This is a genomic window from Nocardia sp. Root136, assembly GCF_001427185.1.
Lineage (GTDB): Bacteria > Actinomycetota > Actinomycetes > Mycobacteriales > Mycobacteriaceae > Nocardia > Nocardia salmonicida.
In genome coordinates, this window is sequence record NZ_LMFE01000001.1 from 447121 (window position 1) to 466998 (window position 19878).

The window sequence follows — 19878 nt, forward strand, 5'->3', positions numbered from 1 at the left end:
CTGCCGTCCTCGGCGTCCGGTGGGAATTACCAGCTGATGTCGGCCGTCGACTCGAGCGGGCGACGGTGGTCGACCGACTCCTGGGTCACGAACGTGTCGGCGATGTGCAGGGCCGCGGGGAATCGGCAGCGTGCTCGTTGTTCGATCTCGGGCACCGCTACCTGGAAGACGCGGAACTCGTCGAGCGCGAGCGCTTCGAGTTCGTCGAGGTGCTGGGTCAGGAGAAACGCCTTGCACCGCAGCCGGTTTCCCGCCACGAAGCAGATCACCTTCCAGTACTCCCGCGGCAATGCCACGCCACGATGCACCTGGTCGTCGGCGCGGAAGGCGGGTCCGCCGAAGACACTCACCCTGAGGTCGTCGATGTCGACGTCGGCGAAGACCGCGTCTTCGAGCTGCCCCCACACCCCCGCGCGACTGCTCTGGTTGAAGTCGTCCATCTGCGGGGTGATATTGGTGTAGAAGAACGAGTCGATATTGGCCTGCTCGGCTTCGGTCTCGGTGCCCCACAGCAGATCCGCGCGCCGCGCCAGGTGTCCACGATCGAGCCGATTCCGTTGGTACAGTTCGTTTCCCACCTGCACCTCGGCCGGGATACGCGGATCTTTGACGAAGTCGATGCCGGTGCGGGGAAGTTTCCGCATCGCGGCGCCGTCGATGTTCCAGGCCACCCAGAACGCGAACCGTCGCGGCGTGCTCAACGCCAACGAGAAGTGCGTGTAGTCGATGACGTCGGAGCCGTCCAGGCGAACCGCGTCAGCGCGGACCGCGGCATCCAGTTCCGGGACCTCGACCCTGGGCCCGAGAAAGTCCGGGTCGTATCCGGTGCGCAGCGTGTCGCTCGCGCTACCGTTCGTCGACGCGGTAGCCACGTTGGCGGTCATCGGATGCCCCTTCCAGCAGGCGGACGTGGTGTGTCGGTAGTTCGAACACCATCGTCGCCGCCGCCGGAGACATCCTCACGAGTAGTCGACTACCCGTTTGCGGGCCGCCCGGCCAGGTCCGGGGTCGCGTCATCGGTCACCGCGAACGTCGCCCACGCCCGCACGACGACGTTGCCCGCGGCATCGGCGCCGGCCAGTGCGACATCGACGCGCGATTCGCCGTCCTGCACATAGCTCTGTGTGACGCGCCCCGAACAGGACATGAGGTCACCGGGCGGCAGAGGTCGCACCGACCTGGTGCGGAATCGGCGGATCGCCTCGGCCCCGAGCCAGTCGGTGGCATAGGTCGCCAACAGGGCCGCGGCCTGTGGTGACACTTGCTCGCCCGCAAAGGTTTCCGCCGCTGCCCACGACTCGGCGACCAGACCGCCGGTGCGGTCGAAGTATCGGGTCAGCGACTCCGTGGCGACGGCGGCGGGCTGGTCGGTGGTGGCTCCCGCGCGAATCGCGGTCAGCTGGTCACCCGCGCGGGGCGGCGGACCGAAGAACCGGTGGTCGGTCTCGACCCGCTCCCCCACGCCGGAGGCGAATCCGTCGGCGGGCAGGAAGGTCGGCGGCACCACCGGCCGATCGGCGAGCCGGTAGGCCGGGTTGTGCGAGCGCGCCGCCTCGGCGAACAGCCGGATGGCATCGGTTTCCAGGAGCATGCCGTCACGGTAGGACCGCCGCGCGCGTTGTGATCGGTTCCGCTCCCACTCATCGGGACGCCGGGTCGACCGCGCCGAAAACATGTCCGCTGACCGGGAACGCGACGGCGCGAACACCCACACACAGCGCGACCATCGGCGCAGCTCATCCCCACTCCGTCCGAACATGGAGGTTTCGATGCCGGAGAACCCGCCGAACGGCCGAACACCCGACGCCGCCGACTACCGACAGATCGAGGCTGCTGCCGCGCCCACCCGCTTCGCGCGCGGCTGGCACTGCCTCGGCCTGCTCTCGTCGTTCCGCGACGGCAACCCGCACGAGGTGAAGGCCTTCGGCACCATGCTGGTGGTGTTCCAGTCCGAATCCGACGGCGCGCTGCACGTGCTCGACGGCTACTGCCGCCACATGGGCGGCAACCTGGCCCACGGCACCATCAAGGGCGACTCGATCGCCTGCCCGTTCCACGACTGGCGCTGGGGCGGCAACGGCAAGTGCACGGCCATTCCGTACGCGCGCCGGGTCCCGCCGCTGGCCAAGACGCGCACCTGGCCGACGCTCGAGCGCAACGGCCAGCTCTACGTCTGGCACGACCCACAGGGCAGCAAGCCCACCGACGAGGTGACCATTCCCGAGATCGAGGGCTACGGCACCCCGGAATGGACCGACCTGACCTGGAATTCGATTCTGATCGAGGGCTCGCACTGTCGCGAGATCGTCGACAACGTCGTCGACATGGCGCACTTCTTCTACGTGCACTACTCGTTCCCGCGCTATTTCAAGAACGTCTTCGAGGGTCACGTCGCCACCCAGTACATGCGCTCGACCCCGCGCATGGATATCACGGTCGGCACCAGCTACGACGACCCGAATTCCACCCTGCGCTCGGACGCGTCGTATTTCGGTCCGTCCTACATGCTCGACTGGCTGTGGAGCGAGGCGCAGGGCATGACCATCGAGACCGTGCTCGTCAACTGCCACTACCCGGTCGACGAGAACTCGTTCGTGTTGCAGTACGGCGCGATGGTGAAGAAGCCGGCGGGCATGTCCGACGAGGACGCGAACGCGATGGCGGCGCAGTTCGCGCAGGGCGTCGAGTACGGCTTCGAGCAGGACGTCGAGATCTGGAAGAACAAGGCGCCCATCGACAATCCGCTGCTGTCGGAGGAAGACGGCCCGGTGTATCAGCTGCGCCGTTGGTACAAGCAGTTCTATGTCGACGTCGACGACGTCACCGAGGACATGACCAAGCGGTTCGAGTTCGAGATCGATACCGACCGCGCGGTGACGAGCTGGGAAGCCGAGGTCGCCGACAACATCGCCCGCGGCGCCGTCATCGACACCATGTCCTGATCCCTCACCCCACCACGAACAGAAAGCATCATCGGAGATGACCAGAGTTCTCGACAATATCGCCGCCATCGCGGACCAGCTGCGCGAGCAGGCACCGGAGGCGGAGCGTCTCGGGCAGCTGCCCGATGCCACGGCCCAGCTGCTGAAGACGGCGGGCCCGATCCGCCTGCTCCAGCCCAAGAAGTACAGCGGCTACGAGGCGCACCCGCGCGAGTTCGCCGAGACGGTGATGGCTACCGCCGCGCTCGACCCGGCCAGTGGCTGGATCGCCGGCATCGTCGGCGTGCACCCGTGGCAGCTGGCCTTCGCCGACCCGAAGGTGCAGGACGAGGTGTGGGCCGACGACCACGACACCTGGATGGCCTCGCCCTACGCGCCGACCGGTATCGCCCGTCCGGTCGACGGCGGCTACATCTTCAACGGCCGCTGGCAGTTCAGCTCCGGCACCGACCACTGTGACTGGATCTTCCTGGGCGCCATGCTCGGTGACGCCGAGGGCAAGATGGCCATGCCGCCGACGATGCTGCACATGATCCTGCCGCGCCAGGACTACCAGATCGTCGAGGACTCCTGGAATGTGGTGGGCCTCAAGGGAACTGGCTCCAAGGACATCATCGTCAAGGACGCGTTCGTGCCCGACTACCGGGTGATGAACGGCGACCATGTCATCGACGGCACCGCACAGAAGGAGTACGGGGTCACCGAGACGCTGTACAAGATGCCGTGGTCGACGATGTTCCCGCTGGGCATCAGCTCCGCGGTGGTCGGCATCGCCGAGGGCGCGCTGGCCGCACACCTGGACTACCAGCGCGACCGGGTCGGCGCGCAGGGCACCGCCGTCAAGGACGATCCGTACGTGCTGTTCGCCATCGGCGAGGCCGCCGCCGACATCAACGCCGCGCGCCAGGAACTCCTCGCGAACGCCGACAAGATCTTCGACGCCGTCGACGCCGGCAAGGAGATCGGCTTCGCCGAGCGGGCCGCGGTCCGGCGCACCCAGGTCCGCGCGGCCTGGCGCGCGGTCACCGCCGTGGACCAGATCTTCGCCCGCTCCGGCGGCAACGCCATGCGGATCGACAAGCCGCTGCAGCGCTACTGGCGCGATGCGCACGTCGGCCTCGCCCACGCCATCCACGTGCCGAGCACGGTGTATCACGCCTCGGCCGTCAGCTCCCTCGGTCTCGAGCCCGCGGACAACCTGCGCTCGATGATCTGACCCGAATACCGAGAAGGACAACGGAAATGACAGACATCAAAGGCCTCGGCTACGTCAAGATCCAGACCGCCGACATGGACCGCTGGCGCAAGTTCGCGTTCGAGGTGCTCGGCTTCGCGCAGGGCAGCGGGCCCGACGAGAACGCGCTGTATCTGCGCATGGACGAGCGCGCGGCGCGGATCACGATCGTGCCCGGTGACAGCGACGCCATCGTGACGATCGGCTGGGAAGTGCGCGACCACGCGGCCCTGCTCCGCGTGCAGGAAGCCGTGACGGCGGCGGGGATCGCGGTGAAACCGCTGTCGGTCGAGGAGGCCGACGCGCGCCGGGTCGAGGAGGTCATCACCTTCCAGGACCCGACCGGCGCCACCCTCGAGGTGTTCCACGGCGCGGTGCTCGACCACAGTCCGGTGGTGACGCCGTTCGGCGCGAAATTCGTCACCGGCGCACAGGGCCTCGGCCATGTCGTGCTGCCGACGATGGACCCCAACGGCGCGTTCGATTTCTACACCGACGTGCTCGGGTTCCTGCCGCGTGGCGCCTTCCGGATCCCGGCGCCGCCGGAGTACGGCCCGATGCGGGTGCGGTTCCTCGGCGTCAACGAACGCCATCACAGCCTGGCGCTGTGCCCGGCTCCGCACGGCGGCGCGCCCGGCCTGGTGCACATCATGGTGGAGGTCGACAGCCTCGACGCTGTCGGTCAGGCGCTGGACCGGGTGACCAAGGACGGCTTCTCGGTGTCGTCCACGCTGGGCAGGCACACCAACGACAAGATGGTCTCGTTCTACGTCCGCGCGCCCGGCGGCTGGGACATCGAGTTCGGCACCGAAGGCATGCGGGTCGACGAGACCTCCTACAGCGCAGAGGAGATCACCGCCGACAGCTACTGGGGCCACGACTGGTCCGGAAGCGAGCCGCTCGCGGCCATGTAACCCCGCGCCCGACCCACGACGGCCCCCGGCCCGAGCTCATCGCTCGGACCGGGGGCCGTCGTCTTGATATGGACCTGCCGAATCATGTGACAACGACCACAACGGATGGTATGAATAGGTATATGCCTAATCGAAATATGCGAGTGGGCATCAGCTCGTAGATCCGAATGGAGAGCTCATGGTCATCCAGGCCGAGGCCACCACCCCGAGCGCGATCCTCGATCGCGCGTCCCTGCTGCTCGACGCCTTCGACGGCCCGGGCAGGCTCACCCTCGCCCAGATCGTCCGGCGCACCGGTCTACCCCGGTCCTCGGCGCATCGCATGCTCGACCGGCTGGTGCAGCTGCGCTGGCTACGTCGTGAAGGGCGCGACTACGAGCTCGGCATCCGGCTGATGGAGCTCGGCTCGCTGGCGGTGCACCAGGACCGTCTGCACCGTGCGGCGATGCCGTTCCTGCACGAGTTGCACCGGGTCACCGGGTTCGTCGTGCACCTGGCCGTGCTGGACGGCCCCGACGTCGTCTACCTCGACAAGGTCGGCGGCGAACTGTCGGCAGTGGTGCCCACCCGGGTCGGCGGCAGGCGCCCCGCCGCCTGCACCGCGGTCGGCAAAGCGATCCTGGCCTACTCCGACGAGCGCCGCGTCGCCGACGCCCTCGCAGGCCAGGCCGGCGCGCGCACGCGCTACTCGATCACCACCAAGGCCCAGCTCGACACCGAGCTGGACAAGGTGCGCGCGCACGGAATCGCCGTCGAACGCGAGGAATCACTGCCGGGCTTCGGCTGTATCGCGGCGCCCATCGGCGATCTCGGCGAGGCCGCCGTGGCGGCGGTGTCGGTGTGCGGGCCGCTGGATCGGATGCTGTTCGATCACCGTCTCAGCGCGCCGGTGCGCACGACCGCGCTCAATATCTGGCGCCACGTCGACGACGGCCGGGTGCGGGTGCATCCGACGCTGCAGCAGCATCCCCGCCCGCTCGGGGTGGGCCCGGCGGCACGTCCGTACGCGGATCAGCGTGGTCCGCGCACAGCCTGATCCATCACCTCGCCGAGTCGCCGGCCCGGATTCGGGCGGCGACCGGCGCGAGGGGTCAGGCCGGACTGTTCACGCAGAAGCTGTGGCAGATACGGTCGCGGACAATCACTTCGGGACATTCGGGATCGAACCATCGGTCGACGTGTGCCCAGTGGACGGGATGCATCAGATAGGGACCGGTGAGACCGTCCAGGTCGATGAACTCCTGTTCCCAGACATGCGTCCACGGCGAGGATCCGGTACCGCGCGTGACCCGACTCAACTGCCAGGACCGGATGCTCGGGAGATAGCGGGGCATCCGCAGCAGGTCCGCTTCGAAGCGCTCGATCGTCGTGCGCGGTGTGCCCGGCGCGACGCGTAGCAGCAGGACCCGGTACACCGATCCGGTGGCATCCGGTTCGGCGATACCCGTTGTGCCGCCTTGATATTCGACGCCGTCGACGTGGGCCACCGGGCTCTCGCTCAGCAACGCGTCCACCTCGGCAGTGGTCCCCGTCCAGTCGGCGGACTCGTCGAAGCGCAAGTGCACCAGGACATCACCGCCGTTGCGGACTCCCGGCAACGTGGGTTGGACCAACACGCGGCGCGCCACCGGAGCGGCGATTCCACGCAGCCCGGTCATCAACCGGTCACGTGCGCAGGAGGCGACGTCGGGCGAGAGATGCACCAGCCGCGTCACCTCAAACATCGCCGAGCCTGTCGACATCGGCGGCGAGCGCACCGGTGGCGCGAGTCCGTTCGACGATCAAGTCCGCCGCCGCGGCCCACCACTGCCGCACCGACTCGTCGGGACGCCCCTGCCAGGTCATCGCCCACCAGCCCTGAGCACCCTCGAGCACCCAACTCGCGATGACCGTGTTCGACTCGTCCGGGAACCACACCGGCGGACTCACCACGATCCGCTCCAGCACCATGCCGCGTTCCCGCGCGCCCGGCGCGTAGTCACGCAGATAGGCGTCGACGAATTCTCTGGCGCGGCCCGGCTTCGTCACTACGGTGTCGATCACGTAGACCTTCGTGGCTTCCATCCGCCGACCGTAGGCAGCCGCCGACGGGCATCGACCTGGTGTTTCCGCCCAGTGGGAGAACGTGGCCATGGGCCGGTCGCTCGAACCCGAGGCTCGTTAGGGCGTATTCGTGCCCAACTAATTGACACCAAGAACCATGTTGACAGTGACTGTCATATCGAGTGATACTTTCACCAATGATGCGGCGGATAGTTGTCGCACGGTTCTCGAAGGGTGGTGGGCGGTGTCATTGCGCGATCGGCAACGTCGTCGGGTTCGCGACGATATTCAGCGGGCGGCCTACGGGTTGTTCGCACGGTCGGGGTTCGAGGCGGTGACCACCGAGCAGATCGCGGCGGAGGCGGGGGTTTCGCCGAGTACGTATTTCCGGCATGTGCGGAGCAAGGAGGATCTGCTGCTCGAACCGGTGCGGGAAGGAGGTGCCGGTATCGCCGGCCTGTTAGAGGCCCGGCCCGGAGACGAGCCGGCCGATATCGCGTTGGCCGGGGCGATCCTGGCGCGCTCGACGTCCATGGCGGTCGAAGAGCTCGATCAGTGGCGAGCGGCGTTCACGACAGCACCGCACCTGCTGGAGCGGGTCACGTTGGTCCCGCCCGATCATCGGGTCCGGTTGGTCGAACTCGTCGCCAACCGGATGTCACGCGATCCCGAGGCCGATCCCACGCCGGGACTGTTGGTGCATCTGATGCTCGCGGCCGCGGAGTTCGGTCTCCTGCAATGGCTACGCGACGCACAAGACCCGGCGACGTCGCTGCCGATGTGTATGGAATCCGCGCTGACCGCAGTTCATGGCCCTCGATGGCGTAGCGCCGAGGCTTGATCTCCCTGGCTCCCAATGTATTTCACAGATAGGAATCCACACCAGCCATGCACCCAGAACACAGCGATACCGACACCGTCGACGTACTGGTGGTCGGCTCCGGCGCCGCCGGGATGACCGCCGCGATCACCGCCGCCCACCAGGGGCTTTCAGTACTCGTCGTCGAAAAGGCCACCCACTGGGGCGGATCCACCGCCAGGTCCGGAGGTGGCGTCTGGATTCCGGGCAATACCGTTCTGCGCCGGGAAGCACCTGATGACGACCTCGAGGCCGCGCGCACCTATCTGACCGACATCATCGGCCCAGCAGTCGACAAGGACAAGATCGACGCCTACATCGACCACGGGCCGCAGGTATTCGACTTCCTCACTGCCCACAGCCCGCTGCGGATGCGGTGGGTGCCCGGTTACAGCGACTACTACCCCGAGGCCGAAGGTGGTCGCAGCCACGGGCGTTCCATAGAACCTTCCCCCTTCGACGCCCGAGTGCTTGGTGCGGAGTTGGCCACCCTCGAACCCGATTACTCCAAGGCCCCCCGCAATTTCGTGCTCACCCAGGCCGACTTCCGTCAGATCCACCTCGGGTTGCGCAATCCCCGTGCGCCCTGGCACGCGATCCGAATCGCCGCCCGCTGGCTCACCGCTCGCGTCCGAGGCCGTCACCTACTCGCTCGCGGCCAGGCGTTGAGCGCCATGTTGCGGACAGGGATGCTCGACGCCGGGGTCCCGCTGCTGCTCGACACCCCGCTTCTCGAGTTGATCCGCGCCGATGACCGAGTCACCGGCGCGATCGTGCGCCGTAGCGGCCGTGAACACCGCATCACCGCGCGAGCCGGGGTGATCTTGGCGTGTGGCGGCTTCGAACGCAATTCTGCTCTCCGTCAACTACATCAGCGCGCACCCATCGGCTCGGAGTGGACCGTCGGCGCCGCCGCCAACACCGGCGACGGTATCGCTGCCGGTGCCACTGTGGGCGCGGCGACCGGATTCATGAACGACTCCTGGTGGGGACCATCGATCCCGTTACCTCGTCAACCGTGGTTCTGCCTGGCTGAACGGAATCTGCCCGGCAGCCTCATCGTCAACGACCGCGGCCAACGGTTCATGAATGAATCATTGCCCTATGTCGATGCCGTACACCGCATGTACGGCGGAGTACACGGACAGGGCGACGGTCCGGCGGAAAACCTGCCCGCTTGGCTGATCTTCGACCAGCGCTACCGCAACCGCTACCTGTTCGCAGGTCTTCCCCCGCGGCAACCCCTGCCCCGGCGTTGGTTCGATGCCGGTGTGCTCGCCCGCGCCGCCACCATCGGCGAACTCGCCGACAAGATCGGCGTGCCCGCCGAGCGACTCACCGGCACGGTGAACCGGTTCAACACCTTCGCCCGCACCGGTGTCGACGAGGACTTCGGTCGAGGCGACAGCGCCTACGACCGTTACTACGGCGACCCCCGTCAACATCCCAATCCCAACCTCGGCGCCTTGGCCACCGGCCCCTATTACGCCGCCCGTCTGGTGCCCGGCGACCTCGGTACGAAAGGCGGCCTGGTCACCGACACACACAGCCGAGTCCTGCGCGCCGACCACACCGTCATCGAAGGCCTCTACGCCGCGGGCAACACCGCGACACCGGTCATGGGCCACACCTATGCCGGACCCGGCGCCACCATCGGACCCGCGATCGTCTTCGCCTACCTCGCCGCCCACCACATCGCCACTACCGGTCACCGCGCACCGACCATCGCAAATCCGAACAACAAGTGACGCATCCGCGACGACAATCGGTCGACCGAGTCGACGGGCATCGACCTGGTGTTTCCGCCCAGTGGGAGAACGCGGTTCGGATCGCGCCGGACCGGTCCTACGGTGAGGCCGACGACGTGCTCGACCGCCGATCGCGTCGCCGAAGACCAGGAGGACCAGTGACTGTGCGAACTTTCCCGACCACCGGGCCGGGTGCGGTTCCCGATCCGGAGGTCGCGGCCATGCTCGCCACGCTCGACGCCGGATTCCCCGATGTCGCCACGATGGCCGCGGCCGATGTGCGCGCCGCGATCCGCGCCAGACGCGCTCCGCTGCAACGACTTCCCGAGATGCGCCAAGCACGCGACCTCACGATCGACGGACCCGGCGGCCCGCTGCCGCTGCGCGTGTTCCGTCCCCATCACGATGGTGGGGCCCTGCCGGTGATCGTGTTCGCCCACGGCGGCGGCTTCGTGTTCTGCGATCTCGACAGCCACGACGAGTTCTGCCGCTCGATGGCGGCCGGTGTCGGCGCGCTGGTGATCTCGGTCGACTACCGGCTCGCACCGGAGCATCCCGGCCCCGCGGCGCACGACGACATGTTCGCGGCGCTGCGGTGGGCCGCGGAGAACGCCGGCGCCTACGGCGGCGATCCGTCGCGGATCGCGCTGGCCGGTGACAGCGCGGGCGGCAATCTCGCGGCCACCGTGGCCATCGCCGCCAGAGACGGCGGCGGTCCGCGGCTCGCGGCGCAGATCCTGATCTATCCGGTGATCGACGACGATCTCGAGACCGAGTCCTACCGGCGTTTCGGCACCGGCCACTACAACACGACCAGCGCGATGCGGTGGTACTGGCAGAACTACGCCCCGGACGGTACCGACGACGTTCGCCTCGTGCCGACCAGGGCCGACTCACTCGCCGGTCTACCGCCCGCCGTCGTGATCACCGCTGAACTCGACCCACCCTGCGCCTCAGGCGACGCCTACGCCCAGCGCTTAGCGACCGACGGTGTCGCGGTCCGGCATCGCCGCTACAACGGGCTGTTCCACGGATTCCTCAGCATCCCGTCGCTGGCCGCCACCGTGTCCGCGCGCAAAGAGATCTGGGCCATGGTGCGCGAGGTGCTCGACCTCCCGGGATCCGCCGATGGCCGGGGCGAGCGAAACCACTAGCCTCGGCCGACCCCCGAAATTCTTCGAGGCCACTTCGCGCGCCGGTCGCCACGGTCTCAGCCGAGCGCGAACATCGTGGCGCGAGTACGACATCGGCTGGCAGGGTGAGGCGCATGGAGAACCTACGCGACGCTGAGCGCCGGTTGCAGGCAGCACAACTTGCTGGTGATGTGCAGGCGCTGGATCATCTGCTGGATGACCGGTTGATCTTCACCTTCGGCGCGGACACCTACACCAAGACCGATGACCTCGAGCTTCACCGCACCCGGACGCAGGTGATGACGGCCTTGGTCGAGGAAGAGTTGAGCGTACTCACCGACGGACGTGCCGGGGTGACCTGGTTTCTCGGGACCGTCGAGGGGACCGTCAACGGCGAGCCTTTCGGAGCCAGGATGCGTTACACCCGTTCCTGGTTGCACGACGATACGCATGGCTGGCGGATTATCGCGGCACACGCCAGCACGACGGATTGATGGTCCTGTCGTCGGCGCGGCGGTTCGGGTTCAGACCGCGGTGAAGTACTCGATCTTCGGCGCACCCGCCAGCAAGGGAGCCATCAACTTGCCCGCCGCGCGGAAATGGTCCGACCGGCCGTGGGCTTCGACAGCGGCGTCGTCGGCATACAGTTCGAAGAACCGGTAGTGCTCGGCATCGGTGCGCGAACGCACCAATTGGTAGGTCAGATTGCCCGGCTCATTGGCCTTGATCTGTTCGATGAGATCGGCGACGACGGCTTCGAACTCCGCACCCGCACCGGCTTTGACGGTGACCTCGGCGATGACTGCGATCATGATTTCTCTCCTTTTCGGTGCGACGCTACCCGCGATCGGGCGCGCCTGGCTCAGGTCTGTAGGTAGGCCACGATGCTGCCGGTGAGTCCGGCGAGGGCATCCTCGAGGTTGCCGTAGGTGCCGAGCGTGCGTTCGGAGGTGATGCCGCGCATCGCGGCGGGGATCAGCGCGGCCACCTGCCGCACCCTGACCGGGTCGACCCCCAGATCCGCGAACGCACGGTGACACGCATCGTCCCAGTTCGGTTTCCACGACGACAATTCCGCGGCGGTGAGCGGGAACTCGCGTTCGAGTTCGGCCTGCTCGCGCGGTAGCGCGGCGCGCAACGTCTCGATGGCCAGTGATTCCGGCGTGCGCAGGCCGACGGCCATGGCGTCGACAAGGGCAGCGACGCGGTCGTGCAATGTCCCGTCCGGCCGCAGATTCGCGGGTAGGTCGCCGCGCTTGTCGGCGGTGTAGCGCAGCACCGCGGCCCACAGGCCGTCGATATCACCGAACTGGTACTTGACCACACCCCAGGTGGCACCGATATCGCGAGCGATGCGGTTGCCCGATACCGCCGCGGGATCGCCGGTCGCCAACGACGCGATAGCCGCCTTGATCATGCTGTCTCGCGATTCGATACCACGCCTGTTCGCGCGTCGCCCACCGATCGCCGGTTCTGTCACGAGGCTCGACTCTAGCCGCTCCGAGCTGCCCGTTCCAGTTTCACCGAACCCTCTTGTATTTTTTGATAGAGGGTTCTATTCTAATTTCGTTCTGTGGTCGGCATCACACCGAACAGCCCATGACCGCGTCGGCACGCACCGGGTGCCTCTGGAGGATTCCGATGGCCAAAACACCCCTGCCCATGGAGCCGACAGGCTGGTTCCAAGTGGCGTGGTGCGCCGAGATCACCGCAGGCGCCGTCCACCGGATGAAGTATTTCGGGCGCGAAATGGTCGCCTGGCGTTCGACTTCCGGCCGGATCGCGGTATTCGACGCCTATTGCGAGCATCTGGGCGCCCACCTCGGCTACGGCGGGCATGTCGAGGGCGAGAATCTGGTGTGCCCGTTCCACGGCTGGGAATGGAACCGCGAAGGGCGCAATGTCTGCATCCCGTACGAGAGCCATCCGAACAAGGGTCGTCGCATCCGCAGCTATCCGGTGGTGGAACGCAACGAGGCGGTGTGGATCTGGTACGACACCCAGGGCCGGGCCCCCTATTTCGAGGTGCCCGACATCTTCGCGGACTTCGACGACGACAAGACCGCCCGGGACTACTACCAGCCGGTACCCGTCGCGACGCTCTATCGGCCGCAGCTGGAACTCCATCCGCAGTACGTGCTGGAGAACGGTGTCGACTTCGCCCACTTCACGTTCGTGCACAAAACACCGTTCGTCCCGAATTTCACTCGCCACGACTTCTCCGGGCCGGTGTCGTTCGTGGACTTCACCATCGCCTTCGACGCCGGCATCGCCGAGAACGACGTCAACAGCGGAGTCGAATCGATCAACGCGGGCCTTGGCTGCACGGTCACCAAGAGTTGGGGCATGGTCGACAACCGCACCATGCCCGCGGTGACACCGGTCGACGATGCCACCTGCGACGTCCGCTTCACCGTCTGGATCGGACGCGAACCCGGCGACGACAGCTCCGAGATCAGCGCCTACGGCAAGACGATGGCCGCCTACGTGATCGAGCAGTTCGCCGCCGATATCCACATTTGGGCTCATCAGCGCTATTCCGACCCACCAGCGTTGTCGCGCAAGGAATTCGACGGGTTCACCGCGTTGCGCGCGTGGGCCGCCCAGTTCTATCCCGACAACGGCGCAGCCACAGCTCTCGACCAGCGACCCGCGACACAAGGATTCACATCATGAGCACCTCCGGCAGAGTCCGTGTATTCCAAGTGGCGACCGGCAATCTCGGCACCGAGATGATCGGCCGCATCCAACAGCATCCCGATCTCGAACTGGTCGGACTGCATTGCTATTCGCCCGACAAGATCGGACGCGACGCCGGGGAGATCGTCGGAATCGGTCCGATCGGAGTAACCGCCACCGACTCGGTGGAGCAGATCATCGCCGCACGACCCGACGTGCTCACCTTTCACGGCGTATTTCCCGACGAGGACCTCTACGAGAAAGTCCTCGAGGCAGGCATCGATGTGGTGACCACCGCGGACTGGATCACCGGCTTCCACCGCGACACCAACCATCCGCACCCGTCCGGCAGGAAGGTCAGCGAGGTGATCGCGGCCGCGTGCGAGCGCGGCAATGCCACCTTCTACGGCACCGGCATGAATCCGGGACTGAGTCAGATCCTCGGAATCGTGCATACCGCCGATGTTTCCGAGATCGAGAACATCACCGTCACCGAATCGGTCGACGTCTCGTGTCACCACTCGGTCGACACCTGGAAGGCCGTCGGGTACGGGCGCCCGATCGACGATCCCACCATCGGGGAATCGCTGCACAAATACACCGCGGTCTTCGCCGACGCCGTCTACCTGATGGCCGATGCCTTCGGCCTCGCACTCGATGAAGTGCGGTTCGGGTACGAACTCGGCGCCTGCACCGAGGACGTCGATCTCGGCTGGTACTTCCTGCCGAAAGGGTCATTGGGCGCCAACTACATCAAGTACCAGGGCATGGTCGACGGAGTCGCGCGGGTGGAATCACATCTCGAATGGCAAATGACCCCGCACACCGATCCGGCGTGGAATATCAAGGGCTGCTACATCACTGAGGTGACCGGCGATCCCAACATCTACAGCAAGCACATGATCTTTCCTCGCAAAGGGTTCGACCTGTCGGATCCGAGCAACTTCGCCTCGATCGGCATGACCGTGACCGGGCTGCCCGCACTCAACGCCATCACCTCGGTGGTCGCGGCGCCCGCCGGAATCATCACCAGCGCGGACCTTCCCTTGCGAGCCTTCGCGGGACGCTTCAAGATCTGAGCCAGGACTGGAAACACGGCCTAGTCTGCCGGGTCGTGCTGCTCGAGTTCTTCCGCGCGCACACGCTGCTCGATCTCGCGCCAACGTCCCGGCGTCGGATGGGGGTATTCGGCGCGGTCGTCGTGTTCGGCGTCCGCCAATGTGGTGGCCGCGTTGTCGATGTCATCGATCAACTGCTGGGCGAGGTCGCGTTCGGTCGCGTAATGGCGCTGCGCCCATTGCAGTACCAGCTGCGAATAAGCCCAGCCCGGTTCGGATTTCGCGGCCTCGGCATCGATCGCGGCGCGTTGCGCGAGTTTGTCGACATCGGCGATATGGTCGTGCAGGATCTGCTTGAGCCGATCCGGGGACCCGAGATGGCCGAACATGACGCGCAGCAGCACGTGGTGTTTGAGCACCGACGGATCGACGGGCGCCTTGTTCCACCACGTGGTCACCGCGGCCCGACCCTCCGCGGTGATCTGGTAGAGCCGCCTGGCGCGCATGGTGTTGTCGGGGTCGAGGCGCGAACTCGCGAAGCCGTGCTGCTCGAGCTTCTTCAGCTCGGCATAGATCTGGCTGTAGGACGGGGTCCAATAGATGTAGCGCAGGCTCCAATCGGCCCATTTCTTCAGGTCGTAGCCGGAGATCTCCTCCTCGTACGAGAGCATGGCGAGCACCGCCCAGCTGGTCGGCGGCAGATTCGGCACGCCGGTATCGGGGTCAGGGGTAGCCATTGCTGAATGCTAGCAACCGGCATTGTCGGAATTCACCCGTCAACAACCGCTGACCGGGAGGCCGTCTTGAGCCGCGCCCCGATCTTCCCGGATTCTGGGAAACATCGAATTCCGTTCGGAAGGACCCCTATGAATGCGGACAACGTCGTCGTCGACGCAGGTATCCCGGCCCCCGCGGACCTACGCAGAGTGCTCGGTCACTTCGCGACCGGCGTCGCGGTGATCGCCGCCCACGACGGCACGCGACCGCTCGGCTTCACCTGTCAGTCGGTGGTATCGGTGTCGCTGGACCCGCCGTACGTGTCGTTCTGCCCGGCCAAGAGTTCGACCAGCTGGCCGCTGCTGCGCGAGGCGGGCGCCCTGTGCATCAACATCCTGGCGCAGGACCAGAGCGCGCTGTGTCGCCAGTTCGCGGTGAGCGGCGCCGACAAGTTCGCCGGTGTCGAGTGGGACAGGGCCGGCAACGGCGCGCCCGCGCTGGCCGGGGCGCTGGCCCAGATCGAGGTGACCGTCGAGCTCGAGCACGATGCGGGCGACCACACCGTGGTGCTCGCCCGCATCGGTGACCTGCGGGCCACCGAGGGCGCCGAGCCACTGCTGTTCTACAAGGGCGGGTTCGGCGGCTTCGCGTCCTGATCCGACGACGACGGGGTGGTCCATGCGGACCACCCCGTCGTCGTGTGTCACGCCTCGATGACGTCGAAACCCTTGTACCCGGCGGCCGCGACCTCGGCGATGATCTTCCCGTAGACGCCGAAGCCGCCGACGAACGGCATGAAAACCCGCGGCCTGCCCTCGATATTCGCGCCCAGATACCACGAATTCGCCTGTGTCATCAGCGTTCCCGCGGCCCGGTCGACGCATTCGAGCACCCACTCCGACACCGCGTCCCGGCGTGCCTCGAGCGCCACCGCCCCCCTGCCGTCGAGGAAGCCGATGGCCTCGGCCACCCAGTCGACGTGCAGTTCCGAGTGCAGCACCATATTGGCCAGCACCGACGGGCTGCCGGGCCCGGTGAGGTTGAACAGGTTCGGAAAGCCCGTCATCCCCAGTCCCAGATAGGTTTTCGGCCCTTCCCGCCACGCCTGGTTGAGTGTCTCGCCACCCCGGCCGACGATGTTCATCCGCGATACCGACCCGGTCATCGCGTCGAATCCGGTCGCTAGCACCAGGGTGTCGAGCGGGTAGTGCGCGTCGGTGGTGTGCACGCCCGCGGCGTCGATCCGGGTGATCGGCGTGGCCTTCAGGTCGACCAGCTCGACATTGTCGCGGTTGAAGGTCTGGTAGTAGTTCGTATCGGTGCAGATCCGCTTGGTGCCGATGGGGTGGTCGTGCGGAACGAGCAGATCGGCGACACGCGGGTCCTCGATCACGGCCCGCACCTTCTCCTCCCAGAATTCCCGCGCGGTGTCGTTGGCGGCGAGGGTGGTGAGCTGGTCGGGGAAGGTCTTGCTGAACAGCACACCGCCCAGCGCCCAGCGCTTCTCGTAGGCCTCGCGCCGTTCCCGATCGGTCACCGCGACCGCGGAATCCGGATGCGCCTGATGCGGCGAACCGCCGCCGCTGGCCATCGACAGCCGCCTGCGCTCGGGATAGTTCGCCTTCTGCGCCGCTCGATCCTGCTCGGTCAGCGGCGTATTACCAGCGGGCACACTGTAATTGGCGGTGCGCTGGAACACGTGCAACCGCTGTGCCTGCTCGGCCACGCACGGGATCGTCTGGATGCCGGAGGATCCGGTACCGATCACGCCGACCCGGCGGCCGGTGAGGTCGACCCCCTCGTGCGGCCAGTGCGAGGTGTGCAGGATCTGCCCGGCGAAGGTGTCGAGTCCGTCGATGGCCGGGGTGTTCGCGTTCGACAGCGGGCCGGTGGCCAGCACGACGAACCGGGCCGAGACCGCGCGGCCGGTGTCGGTGGCGACCTGCCAGCGCAGGGTCTGCTCGTCGAGCACGATATCGGTGACACGGGTACCGAATTCGATGTCGCGACGCAGGTCGTAGCGATCGGCGACGTGCTCGAGGTAGGAAAGGATCTCGGGCTGGGTGGCGTATTTCTCGCTCCAGTTCCATTCCTGTTGCAGGGCGTCGTCGAAGGAGTACGAGTAGTCGACGCTCTCGACATCGCAGCGCGCGCCCGGATAGCGGTTCCAGTACCAGACGCCGCCCACGCCGTCACCGGCTTCGAACACCCGCACGGTGAGGCCGCTGCCGCGGAAGCGGTGCAGCGCGTAGAGGCCGGCGATGCCCGCACCGACGACGACCACGTCGACGTCGGTCGGGCCTTTCGCTGGTGCCGATGGGGTCTCGGGGTTCACAGTGCCTACCTTTCGATGGAGACCGGTTTCTCTGCGGCGACGCTAAGGACGCGCGCACCGTTCGAGCAGGTCCCCTTCCCGCTGACCGGCACATTCGCGGATCGATGCCCTCCCGGTGATCGGGAGATCGGCCCCACGGCCACCGGCGGCGGGCCTACCGTCGAGCGCAATTCGAGGTGGTACCAGGAGGAAACAGTGGTGGACTGGAACGACGAGGTCGATGTGCTGGTCGCGGGGTCGGGCGGTGGCCTGGCCGGCGCCTACACTGCGGCCCGCGAGGGACTCAGCGTCGCGGTGGTCGAGGCGACCGACAAGTTCGGCGGCACGACGGCGTACTCGGGCGGCGGCGGAGTGTGGTTTCCCTGCAACCCGGTGCTCGAGCGGGCGGGCACCGACGACACCATCGACGACGCGCTGACGTATTACCGCGCCGTGGTCGGCGACCGCACCCCGGACGAGTTGCAGCAGACCTACGTCCGGCGGGGTCGCGATCTCATCGAATACCTCGAAGCCGACGACCATTTCGCGTTCATGGTGCTGCCGTGGCCGGACTACTTCGGGAAGGCTCCCAAGGCCCGGCTCGACGGTCAGCGCCACATCATGCCGACGCCGCTGCCTGCCGCGGAGATGGGTCCGCTGCGCGAATCGTTGCGCGGAACGCTCGACGCCGACCGGCTCGGCGCTCCCCCGCAGGACCTGCTGATCGGCGGGCAGGCGCTGATCGGGCGGATGCTGCGTGCGATCTCGAGCTACCCGCACGCGCGGCTGCACCTGGATTCGCCGCTGGTGGAACTGGTGGTCGAGGACGGGGTGGTGACCGGCGCGATCGTCGAACGCGACGGTGCCAGAATCGCGATCCGCGCGCGGCGCGGCGTGATTCTCGCGGCGGGTGGATTCGAGCAGAACGAGGCACTGCGCGAGCACTACGGCGTGCCGGGCCGGGCACGGGACACGATGGGGCCCTGGGGAAATCAGGGCAGGGCGCACCAGGCGGGCATCGCGGCGGGCGCCGATACCGATCTGATGGATCAGGCGTGGTGGTCGCCCGGGCTGACCCATCCCGACGGGCGTTCGGCGTTCGCGCTGTGGTTCACCGGCGGCATCTTCGTCGACCAGGACGGCCATCGCTTCGTCAACGAGTCCGCTCCGTATGACCGGCTCGGGCGCGATGTCATCCGGCAGATGCGCGAGCGCGGGCTGACCCTGCCGTTCTGGATGATCTACGACGACAAAGAAGGCGAGGTGCCCCCGATCAAGGCCACCAACGTCTCCATGGTCGAGACCGAGAAGTACGTCGAGGCGGGGCTGTGGCACACCGCCGACACCCTCGCCGAGCTCGCCGCGAAGATCGGCGTGCCCGCGGCGAACCTGGAGGCCACCGTCGAGCGGTTCAACGCGATGGTCCCCACCGGCGTCGATCCCGATTTCGGGCGGGGTGACGAGGCCTACGACCGGGCCTTCACCAACGGCGAACCGCCGCTGGTGACCATCGAGAAGGGCCCGTACCACGCGGCGGCGTTCGGCATCTCCGATCTGGGCACCAAGGGCGGTCTGCGCACCGACAGCGCGGCGCGGGTACTCGGCCGCGACGGCGAACCGATTCCCGGCCTGTACGCCGCGGGCAACACCATGGCCGCGGTGAGCGGCGAGGTCTACCCCGGCGGCGGCAATCCGATCGGCGCGTCCATGCTGTTCAGCCACCTCGCCGTTCGGCACATCCTCGGCGAATGACCTATTCCCGGTCTCTCCCGCTGGTCGGGAGAGACCGGGGCATCCGGGCCACCGCATGTGGTTCGGTTCACAGACTCATCCCTTTCGACATTTCAGGAGCGACACGATGGCTTCAGCGGACGACATTCGCGCGACGGTGCGCAAGTATGTGGAGGCCGTCGGCAGCGGTACGGCCGCCGACGTCGTCGCCCTCTACCGCGAGGACGCGACGGTGGAGGACCCGGTCGGCACCGAGCCGCATATCGGGCACGCGGCGATCACGAAGTTCTACGAGAACATCGAGCCGCTCGAGCGTTCGACCGAACTGTTCACCCTCCGCGTCGCGGGCGACAGCGCCGCGTTCAGCTTCCGGGTGGTCACCAAGTTCGGCGAGCAGACCTTCACCCTCGACCCGATCGATGTCATGACCTTCGACGAGGACGCCCGCATCGTGAGCATGCGCGCGTTCTGGTCCCAGGACGACATGGTCGTCGGCTGAGCGAGGC

Annotated in this window: 21 protein-coding genes; 13 read left to right on the plus strand and 8 right to left on the minus strand. The window is 67.0% G+C overall.

Features of this window, described 5'->3' with window-relative positions; all coding sequences use genetic code 11:
• Positions 1-26: 26 nt before the first annotated feature.
• Both ASD42_RS02210 and ASD42_RS34840 read right to left on the minus strand, forming a co-directional pair.
• Positions 27-884: a DNA/RNA non-specific endonuclease gene (locus ASD42_RS02210; protein ID WP_056809613.1), complete on the minus strand. Its 858-nt coding sequence runs from the start codon at positions 882-884 to the stop codon at positions 27-29.
• An 89-nt stretch (positions 885-973) separates the two neighbouring features.
• Positions 974-1591: a hypothetical protein gene (locus ASD42_RS34840; protein ID WP_056809615.1), complete on the minus strand. Its 618-nt coding sequence runs from the start codon at positions 1589-1591 to the stop codon at positions 974-976.
• A gap of 178 nt (positions 1592-1769) precedes the next feature.
• Here ASD42_RS34840 and ASD42_RS02220 point away from each other — a divergent pair, with 178 nt between their 5' ends.
• The 4 genes from ASD42_RS02220 (at position 1770) to ASD42_RS02235 (ending at position 6126) form a co-directional block, all read left to right on the plus strand.
• On the plus strand, positions 1770-2942 hold the full coding sequence (locus ASD42_RS02220; RefSeq protein ID WP_056815197.1) for a Rieske 2Fe-2S domain-containing protein: 1173 nt from the start codon (positions 1770-1772) through the stop codon (positions 2940-2942).
• 37 nt (positions 2943-2979) lie between these two features.
• The gene (locus ASD42_RS02225; protein ID WP_056809617.1) at positions 2980-4158 is read left to right on the plus strand and encodes an acyl-CoA dehydrogenase family protein; all 1179 of its coding nucleotides are present in this window, start codon (positions 2980-2982) and stop codon (positions 4156-4158) included.
• Positions 4159-4184: 26 nt separating this feature from the next.
• Entirely contained in the window at positions 4185-5090 is a 906-nt protein-coding gene (bphC, locus tag ASD42_RS02230; RefSeq protein WP_056809620.1) for a biphenyl-2,3-diol 1,2-dioxygenase, read from the plus strand.
• A gap of 178 nt (positions 5091-5268) precedes the next feature.
• Positions 5269-6126 (plus strand): IclR family transcriptional regulator, encoded by an 858-nt coding sequence (locus tag ASD42_RS02235; RefSeq protein ID WP_056809622.1) that lies wholly within the window; start codon positions 5269-5271, stop codon positions 6124-6126.
• A 55-nt stretch (positions 6127-6181) separates the two neighbouring features.
• On the opposite strand, the gene ASD42_RS02240 is transcribed toward ASD42_RS02235, so the two are convergent.
• Positions 6182-6814 (minus strand): Dabb family protein, encoded by a 633-nt coding sequence (locus ASD42_RS02240; RefSeq protein WP_056815199.1) that lies wholly within the window; start codon positions 6812-6814, stop codon positions 6182-6184.
• Complete coding sequence (locus ASD42_RS02245) at positions 6807-7154, minus strand: hypothetical protein (protein ID WP_056809624.1); 348 nt, start codon at positions 7152-7154, stop codon at positions 6807-6809. Before ASD42_RS02245 ends, ASD42_RS02240 begins: the two co-directional genes overlap by 8 nt.
• Positions 7155-7377: 223 nt before the next feature.
• Between ASD42_RS02245 and ASD42_RS02250 the strand changes: the two genes are divergently transcribed.
• From ASD42_RS02250 to ASD42_RS02265, 4 genes are all read left to right on the plus strand, one after another.
• Positions 7378-7974 carry a TetR/AcrR family transcriptional regulator gene (locus ASD42_RS02250; RefSeq protein WP_056809626.1) on the plus strand — a complete coding sequence of 199 codons (597 nt, stop codon included), beginning with the start codon at positions 7378-7380 and terminating at the stop codon, positions 7972-7974.
• Between the two features lie 47 nt (positions 7975-8021).
• The gene (gene kstD / locus ASD42_RS02255) at positions 8022-9740 is read left to right on the plus strand and encodes a 3-oxosteroid 1-dehydrogenase (RefSeq protein WP_056809628.1); all 1719 of its coding nucleotides are present in this window, start codon (positions 8022-8024) and stop codon (positions 9738-9740) included.
• A gap of 158 nt (positions 9741-9898) precedes the next feature.
• The gene (locus ASD42_RS02260; protein ID WP_084786988.1) at positions 9899-10894 is read left to right on the plus strand and encodes an alpha/beta hydrolase; all 996 of its coding nucleotides are present in this window, start codon (positions 9899-9901) and stop codon (positions 10892-10894) included.
• A 113-nt stretch (positions 10895-11007) separates the two neighbouring features.
• Positions 11008-11367 carry a nuclear transport factor 2 family protein gene (locus ASD42_RS02265; protein WP_056809629.1) on the plus strand — a complete coding sequence of 120 codons (360 nt, stop codon included), beginning with the start codon at positions 11008-11010 and terminating at the stop codon, positions 11365-11367.
• A 30-nt stretch (positions 11368-11397) separates the two neighbouring features.
• Here the strand turns inward: ASD42_RS02265 and ASD42_RS02270 are convergent, their stop codons facing one another.
• Both ASD42_RS02270 and ASD42_RS02275 read right to left on the minus strand, forming a co-directional pair.
• On the minus strand, positions 11398-11685 hold the full coding sequence (locus ASD42_RS02270; protein ID WP_056809632.1) for a putative quinol monooxygenase: 288 nt from the start codon (positions 11683-11685) through the stop codon (positions 11398-11400).
• A gap of 50 nt (positions 11686-11735) precedes the next feature.
• Positions 11736-12353: a TetR/AcrR family transcriptional regulator gene (locus ASD42_RS02275; protein ID WP_056809633.1), complete on the minus strand. Its 618-nt coding sequence runs from the start codon at positions 12351-12353 to the stop codon at positions 11736-11738.
• A gap of 161 nt (positions 12354-12514) precedes the next feature.
• On the opposite strand from ASD42_RS02275, the gene ASD42_RS02280 reads away from it, so the two are divergent.
• Together ASD42_RS02280 and ASD42_RS02285 are read left to right on the plus strand one after the other, a co-directional pair.
• On the plus strand, positions 12515-13549 hold the full coding sequence (locus ASD42_RS02280; protein WP_056815203.1) for a Rieske 2Fe-2S domain-containing protein: 1035 nt from the start codon (positions 12515-12517) through the stop codon (positions 13547-13549).
• The gene (locus tag ASD42_RS02285) at positions 13546-14631 is read left to right on the plus strand and encodes an NAD(P)H-dependent amine dehydrogenase family protein (RefSeq protein ID WP_056809635.1); all 1086 of its coding nucleotides are present in this window, start codon (positions 13546-13548) and stop codon (positions 14629-14631) included. Before ASD42_RS02280 ends, ASD42_RS02285 begins: the two co-directional genes overlap by 4 nt.
• A 20-nt stretch (positions 14632-14651) precedes the next feature.
• Here the strand turns inward: ASD42_RS02285 and ASD42_RS02290 are convergent, their stop codons facing one another.
• On the minus strand, positions 14652-15347 hold the full coding sequence (locus tag ASD42_RS02290) for a PadR family transcriptional regulator (RefSeq protein WP_056809637.1): 696 nt from the start codon (positions 15345-15347) through the stop codon (positions 14652-14654).
• A gap of 129 nt (positions 15348-15476) precedes the next feature.
• Here ASD42_RS02290 and ASD42_RS02295 point away from each other — a divergent pair, with 129 nt between their 5' ends.
• On the plus strand, positions 15477-15983 hold the full coding sequence (locus tag ASD42_RS02295) for a flavin reductase family protein (protein WP_056809639.1): 507 nt from the start codon (positions 15477-15479) through the stop codon (positions 15981-15983).
• A gap of 47 nt (positions 15984-16030) precedes the next feature.
• Here ASD42_RS02295 and ASD42_RS02300 read toward each other — a convergent pair whose 3' ends face one another.
• Positions 16031-17662: a flavin-containing monooxygenase gene (locus ASD42_RS02300; protein WP_056809641.1), complete on the minus strand. Its 1632-nt coding sequence runs from the start codon at positions 17660-17662 to the stop codon at positions 16031-16033.
• Between the two features lie 195 nt (positions 17663-17857).
• On the opposite strand from ASD42_RS02300, the gene ASD42_RS02305 reads away from it, so the two are divergent.
• Positions 17858-19393, plus strand: coding sequence for an FAD-binding protein (locus ASD42_RS02305; protein WP_056815206.1), 1536 nt, complete (start codon positions 17858-17860; stop codon positions 19391-19393).
• Between the two features lie 106 nt (positions 19394-19499).
• Positions 19500-19871 carry a nuclear transport factor 2 family protein gene (locus tag ASD42_RS02310; RefSeq protein WP_056809643.1) on the plus strand — a complete coding sequence of 124 codons (372 nt, stop codon included), beginning with the start codon at positions 19500-19502 and terminating at the stop codon, positions 19869-19871.
• The last annotated feature ends 7 nt before the right edge of the window (positions 19872-19878 follow it).